General features: G+C 35.6%; 9 protein-coding genes, 3 pseudogenes and 1 riboswitch. Of the genes and pseudogenes, 1 reads left to right on the forward strand and 11 read right to left on the reverse strand.

Features of this window, described 5'->3' with window-relative positions; all coding sequences use genetic code 11:
- The 9 genes and pseudogenes from I4N53_RS01015 to I4N53_RS12235 form a co-directional block, all read right to left on the reverse strand.
- Positions 1–486 carry an ECF transporter S component gene (locus tag I4N53_RS01015; RefSeq protein WP_214495368.1) on the reverse strand — a complete coding sequence of 162 codons (486 nt, stop codon included), beginning with the start codon at positions 484–486 and terminating at the stop codon, positions 1–3.
- Positions 483–1,421, reverse strand: a complete 939-nt coding sequence (gene cbiB / locus I4N53_RS01020; protein ID WP_214495369.1) for an adenosylcobinamide-phosphate synthase CbiB — start codon at positions 1,419–1,421, stop codon at positions 483–485. The genes I4N53_RS01015 and cbiB overlap by 4 nt, the downstream gene beginning before the upstream one ends.
- A pseudogene (locus I4N53_RS01025) lies at positions 1,421–2,943 on the reverse strand (cobyric acid synthase). Before I4N53_RS01025 ends, cbiB begins: the two are co-directional and overlap by 1 nt.
- A gap of 1 nt (position 2,944) precedes the next feature.
- A complete protein-coding gene (locus I4N53_RS01030; protein ID WP_009051854.1) occupies positions 2,945–4,327 on the reverse strand; it encodes a cobyrinate a,c-diamide synthase in 1,383 nt (460 codons plus the stop codon).
- Complete coding sequence (locus I4N53_RS01035) at positions 4,320–5,120, reverse strand: ABC transporter ATP-binding protein (RefSeq protein ID WP_214495374.1); 801 nt, start codon at positions 5,118–5,120, stop codon at positions 4,320–4,322. The genes I4N53_RS01030 and I4N53_RS01035 overlap by 8 nt, the downstream gene beginning before the upstream one ends.
- 4 nt (positions 5,121–5,124) lie before the next feature.
- The gene (locus tag I4N53_RS01040; RefSeq protein ID WP_009051856.1) at positions 5,125–6,117 is read right to left on the reverse strand and encodes an iron ABC transporter permease; all 993 of its coding nucleotides are present in this window, start codon (positions 6,115–6,117) and stop codon (positions 5,125–5,127) included.
- Between the two features lies 1 nt (position 6,118).
- Positions 6,119–7,066 carry an ABC transporter substrate-binding protein gene (locus I4N53_RS01045; protein WP_214495370.1) on the reverse strand — a complete coding sequence of 316 codons (948 nt, stop codon included), beginning with the start codon at positions 7,064–7,066 and terminating at the stop codon, positions 6,119–6,121.
- 115 nt (positions 7,067–7,181) lie between these two features.
- A riboswitch (cobalamin riboswitch) is annotated at positions 7,182–7,375 on the reverse strand.
- Between the two features lie 157 nt (positions 7,376–7,532).
- Complete coding sequence (locus I4N53_RS12230; protein WP_232192604.1) at positions 7,533–7,649, reverse strand: type II toxin-antitoxin system PemK/MazF family toxin; 117 nt, start codon at positions 7,647–7,649, stop codon at positions 7,533–7,535.
- Between the two features lie 46 nt (positions 7,650–7,695).
- A pseudogene (locus I4N53_RS12235) lies at positions 7,696–8,125 on the reverse strand (hypothetical protein); the annotation flags it as partial.
- A 153-nt stretch (positions 8,126–8,278) separates the two neighbouring features.
- Between I4N53_RS12235 and I4N53_RS01055 the strand changes: the two are divergent.
- Positions 8,279–8,851: a Uma2 family endonuclease gene (locus I4N53_RS01055; protein WP_214495371.1), complete on the forward strand. Its 573-nt coding sequence runs from the start codon at positions 8,279–8,281 to the stop codon at positions 8,849–8,851.
- A gap of 53 nt (positions 8,852–8,904) precedes the next feature.
- On the opposite strand, the gene I4N53_RS01060 is transcribed toward I4N53_RS01055, so the two are convergent.
- Together I4N53_RS01060 and sufU are read right to left on the reverse strand one after the other, a co-directional pair.
- Positions 8,905–9,687 (reverse strand): YgcG family protein, encoded by a 783-nt coding sequence (locus I4N53_RS01060; RefSeq protein ID WP_214495372.1) that lies wholly within the window; start codon positions 9,685–9,687, stop codon positions 8,905–8,907.
- Between the two features lie 505 nt (positions 9,688–10,192).
- Positions 10,193–10,471 (reverse strand): annotated as a pseudogene (gene sufU / locus I4N53_RS01065) (Fe-S cluster assembly sulfur transfer protein SufU); the annotation flags it as partial.
- Positions 10,472–10,524: the final 53 nt, after the last annotated feature.

A 10,524-nucleotide genomic window follows, 5' to 3' on the forward strand; every position in this document is an offset into this window, starting at 1 on the left:
TTATTCTCTACTCCTTTTAGGTATCGCTTTGTAAATTAACGCTGCAAGAAATACATTTGCAAATGACGCAATTGTTAGTGGTAATACCCATGCCGCAAAAAATCCCCATCCGAATATGGGCACAAACAAAAGGGTTGCAACAGGACCATTTAAGATGGTAGCAACAATTACTGCAATATAGATGTTAAATTTTCGATAAAAAAATTTAAACAAATAGGCGTATAATGCCATTTGCACTGCTATGTATATGTGATTTGTAAGCCCTAAAGGAAATCCAGAAGTAATTGCTGTAAGCATGTGCCCTAAACTTATCACAAGGGCTCCATACCAACCTCCAAGGTATAATGCGGCAAAGTATCCTGGCATTGAATCGAAAGCAACTGTGTTAAAAACTTTTATGAGAGCACCTATTGCACTTAAGGCTATAAGCATAGCAACAAGAGTAAGAGTCTTTACATTTTTTAATGTATTTGCTTTTTCTTTCACATCAATCTCCTCCCTATATAAAATACTACAAGCCCCAAAAATGAAGTCATGTACATTATTTTGATGCTGTCTTTTATATGCTGTGGATCAATTTTTTCTTTCCCATCCCCAAGAGTTGGTTTAATTTCAGGCTTTCCAAAATAATAATTAAGACCTCCCAGTTGTATATTTAAAGCACCGGCAACTGCTGCTTCTCCGTGAGCACTGTTTGGACTTTGATGTTTCAACCTATCTCTTAAAAAAATCCTCCAACTATTTTTATAATCATAGCCTAAGAGAAAAGCAGCCATAACAATCAAAAAACCTGTTATGCGAGCAGGGATAAAATTTAATATGTCGTCAAGTTTTGCAGAAGCAAAGCCTAAATCTATGTATTTTTCATTTTTATAGCCTACCATAGAATCAAGAGTGCTTGCCGCTTTATAAAAGATAGCCAATGGCGCACCTCCTATAAACGCGTAAAACATAGGGGCTATTATACCGTCTGATATATTCTCTGCAACTGTTTCTATCGCTCCTCTGGATATATTCTCAACATCAAGTTTATCTGTATCCCTACTAACTATGTAAGACAGCCTTTTTCTTGCCTCAGTGATATCTCCTTTTGTCAAGGCTTCGTATACTTTTCCTGCAGCTTTACCAAGGTCTTTTGTAGCAAGACAGGTATATATAATTAAAACGTCGAAAGCATATTTTAAATATGGATGTATAAGTCCTGCAATATAAAGTAGTGCATATGTTGCTGCAAATGCCAAAGTTACTGTAAGTCCACACAGTATAAAACCTGCTATTTTTAAAGCTCTGTTGCTTTTAGCATATCTTCTAAGTATACTCTCTAAATGTGATACCACTCTCCCTATAATTCTTACAGGATGAGGATATCCTTCAGGGTCTCCTATCAACAAATCTAATAAGTAGGCTAATACCACTTCCATTAATCTCTATACCTCTCCATAATTTCATAGACTTCTTTCATGTCGATACTTTTTCTCACAATATCTGCAAGCTTATCATATTCTCTTTCTTTAAATTCTTTGTAATCAATAATTTCCTCTATAGGAGAAAGTCCTTTTGATTTTCTCACAATATTTATAAATTCCCTGACAAACTCTCTATTTTCAAAAATTCCGTGTATGTAAGTTCCAAACACTTTTCCATCATCGCTTATACAACCGTCATAGACTTCGATTTTTTCTCCATTTCTATGAGTTATTACTGAAAAAGGCTGACAATCTCCCAAAATTCGACTTTTCCCCATGTGTATTTCATATCCCTCTACAGCAATATTTCTAAGAGGTGATAATATTGATGGTAAATTATTGCGAATAACCGCCTTAATTTGGGTTGTTGTCTTTTCATTTTCAATTACAGTCTCTACATCCAAAAGTCCCAGTCCCTCAATTTCTGAAGTTGTACTTTCAATTCTTCCTGGGTCTTTAATGACTTTTCCCAGTATTTGGTATCCTCCACAAATGCCGACTATAAATTTCCCTTTTTTTCTCATTTCAAAAATTTCCTTATCAAGCCTATATTTCTTCAATGCTTGCAAATCTCCAATTGTGTTTTTTGTTCCCGGAATTATAACAACATCACAATCTCCAATCCTTTCCCCTTTATTCACATAGCGAAGCTTTACTCCGGGAACTTTAGCAAGAGGTTCAAAATCCGTAAAATTCGATATGTGGGGAAGATTTATAACTGCAATCTCTATATCTCCTTCTGTACTCCTGCGATAAAATCTCTCCGTCGCCCCATCCTCTTCATCAATGTGCACATCCATATAAGGGACAACACCTAAAACCTTTTTGTGTACAATGTTTTCTAACATCTCCAAACCTGGCTTTAATATTTCAATGTCTCCTCTAAACTTATTTATAAGTACACCTTCAATGCGATTTCTCTCATTTTCTTTTAAAAGGAGCAAAGTGCCAGCTATTGAAGCAAATACACCTCCTTTATCAATATCTCCTACAAGAAGTACTGGTGCATTTACCATCTCTGCCATACCCATGTTTACGACATCTCTATCTCTTAAATTTATTTCTGCAGGGCTTCCAGCACCTTCTATTACTACAATGTCATTTTGACTTGCAAGAAAATCAAAGTCCTCTTTAATAAACTTTAAAAGCTGGGGTTTAAATTGGTGGTATTCGGCTGCAGACATGTTTTTATAAACTTTGCCTCTTAAAACAACTTGGCTTTTTTTATCAGAACTGGGCTTTAGAAGTATTGGATTCATGTGATAAGAAGGCTTAACTCCTGCCGCTTCCGCCTGCATAGCTTGTGCTCTTCCTATTTCTAATCCTTCATCGGTTATATAGGAATTTAAAGCCATGTTTTGAGACTTAAAAGGGGCACTCTGTAACCATCTTGCTTGAAAATCCTGCAAAAAGCGGCAACCAACAAGCTTTTGCCAACAGATGATGCAGTCCCTTGTATCATCAATTTAAGTGCCATATTAATCCTCCTGAAAAGCATTTGAGTTTCGGTATTGAATACATTTGTCAACAAACCTCTTGACAGCCTCTTTATATGTGTACAAATTTATGTGAACATACGTCGCCAGGCAATTTTTATGCACAAATCCACATTCCCAAGCCTCTTCTTTTCCCGGTTTATACACAACGTATGAGGCTTTCTGTGAAAAACCTTTTATTATTGAGTGGTGAAACTCATGTCCTTTTATTTTATCCCCTTTTCTAAAAAGGGCGTTATCTTCAATAACTTCTGCTTCAACATAGCCAAATCTCTGAAGCCTTTTAGTCATGACAGTTTCAAAATCGTAAATTCCTGCCATTTCAAAAGTATCTCCTTGTAAATCTGTTATGCTTTTTGTAAGATACATAAATCCGCCACACTCTGCATATGCAGGCATACCAGAATCTATCGCATCTTTAACCGATTTTAATATTTTTTTGTTTTTACTTAGTTTTTCTGCAAAAACCTCTGGAAATCCTCCCCCTATGTACAAACCCGATATTCCATCTGGCAGCTTATAATCCTTAAGAGGGCTAAAGGGTACAAGCTCTGCTCCTATTTCTTCAAAAAGTTCCAAACTCTCTTTGTAATAAAAGTTAAAAGCCTCATCAAACGCATACCCTATTTTTACCCTTTTTAAATCATGGCCCTCAGCAATCGTGTTTCTAAATGTATTTGAACAGTCAATTACACCTACATTAAGAATTTTTTCTATATCAATGTATTTTTCAATATAATCATATAAGGTATCAAACTTGTGTTTAATTTCTGGCATCTCATATATCGGCACAAGGCCTAAGTGTCTTTCTGGCAAATCTAATTTTGGATCCTTTGGAAGATAGCCAAAAACCTCAATACCTAAATCTCTTGTTATGCATTCTTTCAAAAGGGCATAGTGTTTTTCACTTCCAACTTTATTTAATATCACCCCTTTAATTTTTACTTCCCTGTCATAGTGCATATAACCCATTATTAAAGCTGATACACTTGTCGCCATAGAAGAAGCATCTACAACTAAAATCACAGGAATATCTAAAATTTTCGCAATATGGGCACTGCTTCCCTTTTTTGTAGTATCAATCCCATCGTACATTCCCATAACACCTTCAATTATAGAAATGTCAGCATTGCAGGCATTTTTGTAAAAAAGCGATTTAAGGTTTTGTTCCCCCAACATGTATAAGTCAAGATTGCAGGAAAAATTCCCTGTGACATATCGGTGATAAGCAGCATCTATATAATCTGGACCTACTTTAAAAGGCTGAACTTTATACCTTTTTGACAGCACTCCCATAAGCCCAAGGCTTACAGTAGTTTTACCTGCCCCTGAATGAGGACCTGCAATCATTACAGCTTTACACAACTTTGAGTTGCTCCTTTCCATTTAATGAAGGAATGACGTAAGGAGTATGTGTGATGGGATTTTCAAACACTTCCACATCTATTGAAAAGGCTGATTTTATGTTGTTCAATGTTAAAACACTTCTGGGAGACCCAGATGCTATTATTTTGCCTTCTTTCATTATGAAAATCTCATCACAAAACTGTGAAGCGAGGTTAATATCGTGAAGCACAACAATTACAAGTATTCCTTTTAAAGATAAATCTTTTACAAGAGATAGTATTTCAACTTGGTATTTTATATCAAGGTGAGAAACTGGCTCATCCATGAGTAAAATTCGAGCTTTTTGTGCTAATGCCCTCGCTATATACACCCTTTGCCTTTCACCGCCGCTTAACTCTTTTATACTTTTGTCTTTAAACTGCCATGTATTTGTAATTTCCATGCACTCTCTTACAATATCTCTGTCTTCTTTTCTCTCCGACTGAAACCTTTTAAGATAAGGAATTCTTCCCATCATTACTACGTCATAACAGCTAAATTCAAAGTCGTAAACTATATCTTGAGGCACATAACCTATATATTTTGCCTTTTCTTTTATAGTAAAGTCTTTGATATTTTTCCCTAACACAAAGACATTACCATAAGTTGGCGTCAAATACCCTGATATATTCTTTAAAAGTGTAGTCTTGCCACTTCCATTTGCACCAATTATCCCTATCACTATGCTTTTATTTATGGTGAAATCTATCCCTCTTAAAACTTCCCTTTCCCCATAAGAAAAATGTAATTTATCTACCTGTAAAATAGCCATATCATCACATTCCTTCACTTTTTTGTTTGCTCTTTATTAACAGATACAAAAAGAATGGTCCTCCAAATGCCGCAGTAATTATCCCAATTGGAATTTCCATTGGTTTTAAAATAACTCGTGCTAATAGGTCTGCAAAAGTCAAAAATATTGCTCCTGATATTGCACTAAAAGGTACCAAAACTCTATTGTCAGGTCCTACAATAAGCCTTGATATATGAGGCACAATAAGTCCCACAAAACCTATAATTCCACCAACTGACACAGCTGTTGCAGTAACCAATGAGCCTGTCACAAGAATTATTTTTTTGACCAATTCTGTGTTGACACCTAAATGTTCTGCAACTTCTTCTCCTGTCAATATCGCATTTACATCCCTTGAAAATACATACATCACAAAAGAGCCAATTACTATTATAGGAGTAGAAAAGACCACACTATTCCAATTTATGAGGCTAAATCCTCCCATAGTCCAAAAAACAATTCGAGAAAACTCATCATGGTTTAAAAGCATCATGAGAGAAATAATTGCAGACATAAAAGCGCTTATGGCTATTCCCGCAAGCAACATTGTGGTCATGGATACTCTTGTGCTAGTTCTAGAGATAGTGTACACAAAAAACACAGTCATTAAAGAAGTAACAAATGCCATAAAACTCAGTCCAAATATTCCAAACCCCAATATTATCGCAATAGTAGCACCAAAAGCCGCTCCTGATGATATACCCAAAACATAAGGATCTGCCATTGGATTTCTCAAAAGCCCTTGAAAAAACGCCCCTACAACTGAAAGTCCCATTCCTACAACTGCTGATTCAATTACCCTTGGAAGCCTTAAATTAAGTATTATCGTCCTGGAAGTTTCACTGCCACCGCCAAAAAAAATATTTAAAATTTCCCGCAGGGGTATTTTTACCGCCCCTGCAGAAATTGATAAAATCATGGTAAAGACAAGCAGTGAAAAGGCTGTACCAAAATATATACCTCTTTTGAATTTCACTTTACTTAAATGCCTCCGGATGTAAGAATTTTGCAATTTCTTCAAGTCCTAAAACAATTCTATTAGAAGCTCTTGATATTATGTCATCATTGCTTATCACAAATATCTTGTCATTTTTAACAGCGTTTGTGTCTTTGTATCCTGCCATGTTTTTAATGTCTTTTACATTCCCTGCATGAGGAGATGTTATTATAACATCTGGATTTTTCTTAACTAACTCTTCTACGCTGTACTGCGCCCAACCATTTACATCCTCTGCAACATTTTTGCCACCTGCAAGGTTTATAAGCTCATCAATAAATGTGCCTTTACCTGCTGTCCAGTTTCCGTCAAGAGAGACCAGATAAAATACGCTGACTTTTGGAAGCTCTTTGACTTTGTCATTTATTTCTTTTATTTTATCTTGCATTTGTTTAATTAACTCTTCGCCTTTTTTCTCTGTCCCTGTTATTTGGCCTATTATTTTTATAGACTGGTATATCTGGGCAATATTTTTTGCCTCCAACATTACAACAGGAATACCCATCTTTTCTAAAGATTCCATTTGCTCTTTGCCTGAAAGAGTGGAAGCAAAAATTACATCAGGCTTTTGAGCAGTAATCGCTTCTACATTTGGCCCTTTAAAACCACCCACTTTGGGTACATCCTTGACCTCAGGTGGATAATTATCAAAGTCTGTGACACCCACAACCTTATTTCCTGCTCCTAAAGCATATATAAGTTCTGTGATAGAAGGCGCAAGAGAAACTATCCTTTGGGGCTCTTTCTCTATAGTTACCTCTTTTCCCAAAAAATCAGTAACCTTTAAAGGAAACTGAGTTTTTACGGTTTCAGTTGCTGTTTGAGAAGTGTTTTCTGGTTTAGTGGCAGTGTTTGTTGAACATGCTGCAAGGTAAAAAGCTAAAACAAATACCAACAATAAAGCAAGTAATCCTTTAAAGTTTCTCATACGTACCCTCCTAATTTAAATTTTTCAAGTATCAAAAAAAGGCCTACCCTGCGGAGGTAGACCTTTTTTGCCAAAATTAAGCATAAAAATACCATTCCACCTTCCCTCCGAAGGCGAACTTCCGAAATCTTATGGCAGGTCTCCTGGCTCGCGATTCATCTTCCACCCAGCCTTCCCACCCGGCACCTCTCTTGAGTGCCAAGCAGTGGCGTTATTAGGGCTTCATCCTCGCTCACAGTAGCGGGGGCTGCGCGGGATTTTCACCCGTCTTCCCTTTTAACCTTTCGGACCATAAGATTTTTTGTATTCACTTGTACACCTATATTTTACATCTACTTATCATTTAAGTCAATTCCCTTGTTCATGACTATCTATTTACCTTGAAAAATATGTATCAAGTTTCTTATAATAGAGTCAAGGATATCTCCTCTAAGAGAACCAATGAGCGATTCAATGCGCTTAACATCTACAGCACGTATTTGGTAACAACCGGCCTTTTGCCTTCCTGTTCATGCCCTTTTGGAATATGAGTAGGAAAAGAAAGAAGGAGGACGTCTCCCGGTTTTATATCATTTTTCATCATCAGGTCTTCCTCCTTCAATAATTAGCTATTTATCATCTGTTTTTTAATCTTTTAATGGGATATTTTCAAAAATTATGTATTTCTCTACACCAGCTTTACGCGCATTGTATTTTGACAATTTAATAGCATTTTTATTAATATCATAGCCTTTTATGTTTAAGCTCACATCTTTTTTAATGGCATTGTGAGCTTCTTCTCTTGCTTGTTTCCATAATTTACTTGATATTCTCCCCCATTTTTCGGAAACAAATTGCCTTTTTAAACCTGGTGCAAGATTTATTCCAATCATAGCTGCTCGATTGGAATCGTTCCAGAGCCACAAAAGGATTAGAACGGCATAAAGCCATCTCATCACCTACAAAAGTGACCTTCCCATTCTCTACAGTGACATCTGTATACCCTAGCTCTTTTAGCTCTCTTGCAGTTATTGCTTCAACACCAAAAAGAGTAGATGCTATAAATTCTATTTTTGACATATTTTATCTCCCTTTACCTCTAAGTTTAACTAATTCAACCTTATTATATCACTTACATTTATAAGTATATATCATTTTTTCCCTTTTATCTTGTTTTTATTATGATATAATTAAAATAATAATAAGTTAATGATAGATGATGGAGGTTATTTTATGCCATTGCCCGAAAAAAATAAAAAATATACTTATGCAGACTATTTAACCTGGTCTGAAGAAGAAAGATGGGAAATTATTAATGGTGTTCCCCATCTACAAGCAGCTCCAACATGGCAACATCAAGCAGTATTGTTAGAACTAGCAAGGCAATTTGCAAACTATCTGCAGGATAAATCTTGCAGAGTATTTACTGCTCCTTTCGATTTGCGAATACCAGAAGCAAATGAAAAAGATGAAGAAACTACCAATGTAGTACAGCCTGATATAATCATTATATGTGATAATTCAGGGCTTAAAAAGACAGGTTATTATGGAGTTCCAGAATTAATTATAGAAGTAGTTTCTCCTTCAACTGGTCAAAAAGATAAAATAGAAAAGTTTAATTTATACGAAAAAGCAGGGGTAAAAGAATATTGGATTGTAGAACCTGATGAAAAGGTGGTTATGGTATTCACACTTGAGGAAGGACGTTATGGAAGGCCTCAAATGTACTCTGAAGAGGATAAAGTAAAAGTTAGTATATTTGATAACCTTGTAATTGAGCTAAAACCTGTATTTGAGAGAATATAAAAAAACAAACTGAGGGTGTTTCTAAAGTCCCCTCAGTTTGATAAAAATCTAGTTTAGCGGCTGGCTCCTCCGCCTCCGGCAGAACCTCCGCCAAAACCTCCGCCGCCGAAGCTACCACCTCTAAAGTCTCCAAATCCTCCTGAGCCAAAGCTTCCTGGACCCCACCAGTTTCTTCTTATATTTCTTCCTCCTCTTCCAAAGATAATAAATATTAAAATGAGTATAATCACTGCAGCAATATCTTCCCACGATATACTGCTATCATTGCTACTTGTATTGACACTGTATTCGGAAACATCCAGCCCCTGAAGGTCTATATTGTACTCTTTTGCAACTCTTGAGGCTACGGCCATATAACCAGCATATATGCCTTTAGAGTATTCACCTTTTGCCCAAGAAGTTAAAACAAAATCGTCTAAAATCCTTCCTGCAACAGAATCAGGTATTGCCCCTTCCAATCCATAACCTACCCCAATTCTCACTTTGCCAGCTTGACCTTTTAAAAGTCTGTCTTTTACCACTAAAAGAAGAACACCGTTGTTTTTCTCTTTGTCTCCTATGCCCCAATTTCTAAAAAGGGCAAGAGAATATTCCTCTATTGGGTAATCTCCAATAGTGTCAACCGTTACTACTATTATTTGCGCCTTTGTGGCATCATCTAAAGCTTTCCCTACTTTTTCTATCTCTTCTATATCATTTTGGGACATAAGCCCCGCATAATCATATACATATTTAAACTGAGTAGGTCTAGATGGAACATCAGGAGCAGAAAAAGCTATGGAATTAAAAAATAATAGTAAGAAGGCAATTGCAATTAAAAAAATTCTCTTTTTCATTTTGCCTCTCCCTATCTCAATATTTTGTTTAATTAAGTTTTTAAAATACTATTTTAATGTATTTTCCTTCTTTCTATTTGTCGAATTTATTGTACTTATTCTCTTAATGTCGAAATAAAGTTTTTAACGTTGATATAATATATGTTGTATAATTTGGTTTTGCTTTTTATAATTTTATTTAATTTTACTCATGTCTAGTATATTAGCATAGATAATAATAAGTATCAATACAAATTTTTAAAATATGTTGGCTTTTCTAAAATTAGGTTATATTATTAGCCGGAGAAGCGTTAAGCCTCAAATAGGAAGATGTTGATTTTAAAAATAAGCAAAAAGAAAGACATGGCTTTTAAGACAAATGTTAGACATAGTGTGCAGGAAAAAAAATATAGAAAGAGTTTTTGCAGAGGTAAGGAGGATATTGAGAATTGAAGAATCTAAAGCATATAAAATGATATTGAAGAAGGGTATAAAAGAAAGTCCTTTTTTGGAGCGTTTTTCTTTTTTACAAAATTTCCTGGAGCGTTTTCCATGCCAGTAAAGCACATTTTACGCGGGCAGGAAAGTCAGACACACCCTGCAGTACTTGTGCATCACCTAATTCATCTAAATTTACATCTTTTTTGTGTATCATGTCTATAAATTCTTGAACAAGCCTTAAGGCTTCTTTCTTGTCTTTTCCCTTTATAAGGTCTATCATCATAGAGGTTGAAGCCTGGCTTATGGCACATCCATGGCCTGTAAAAGATGCATCTTCTATAATGTCTCCATTCATTTTTAAATGGTTCTATAATAAATGTTGGGGTGGATAAAAAACATCTCATAAAAAAGTAGCAC

It is taken from the genome of Thermoanaerobacter sp. CM-CNRG TB177 (assembly GCF_018588165.1).
In the GTDB taxonomy this organism is placed as follows: domain Bacteria; phylum Bacillota; class Thermoanaerobacteria; order Thermoanaerobacterales; family Thermoanaerobacteraceae; genus Thermoanaerobacter; species Thermoanaerobacter thermocopriae.

Coding starts and splice junctions, on each gene's coding strand:
- cbiB (WP_214495369.1), bottom strand. CDS start 1,421: ATGGAAGTGGTATTAGCCTACTTATTAGATTTGTTGATAGGAGACCCT.
- I4N53_RS01035 (WP_214495374.1), bottom strand. CDS start 5,120: ATGGCTATTTTACAGGTAGATAAATTACATTTTTCTTATGGGGAAAGG.
- I4N53_RS01045 (WP_214495370.1), bottom strand. CDS start 7,066: ATGAGAAACTTTAAAGGATTACTTGCTTTATTGTTGGTATTTGTTTTA.
- I4N53_RS12230 (WP_232192604.1), bottom strand. CDS start 7,649: ATGATGAAAAATGATATAAAACCGGGAGACGTCCTCCTTCTTTCTTTT.
- I4N53_RS01055 (WP_214495371.1), top strand. CDS start 8,279: ATGCCATTGCCCGAAAAAAATAAAAAATATACTTATGCAGACTATTTA.
- I4N53_RS01060 (WP_214495372.1), bottom strand. CDS start 9,687: ATGAAAAAGAGAATTTTTTTAATTGCAATTGCCTTCTTACTATTATTT.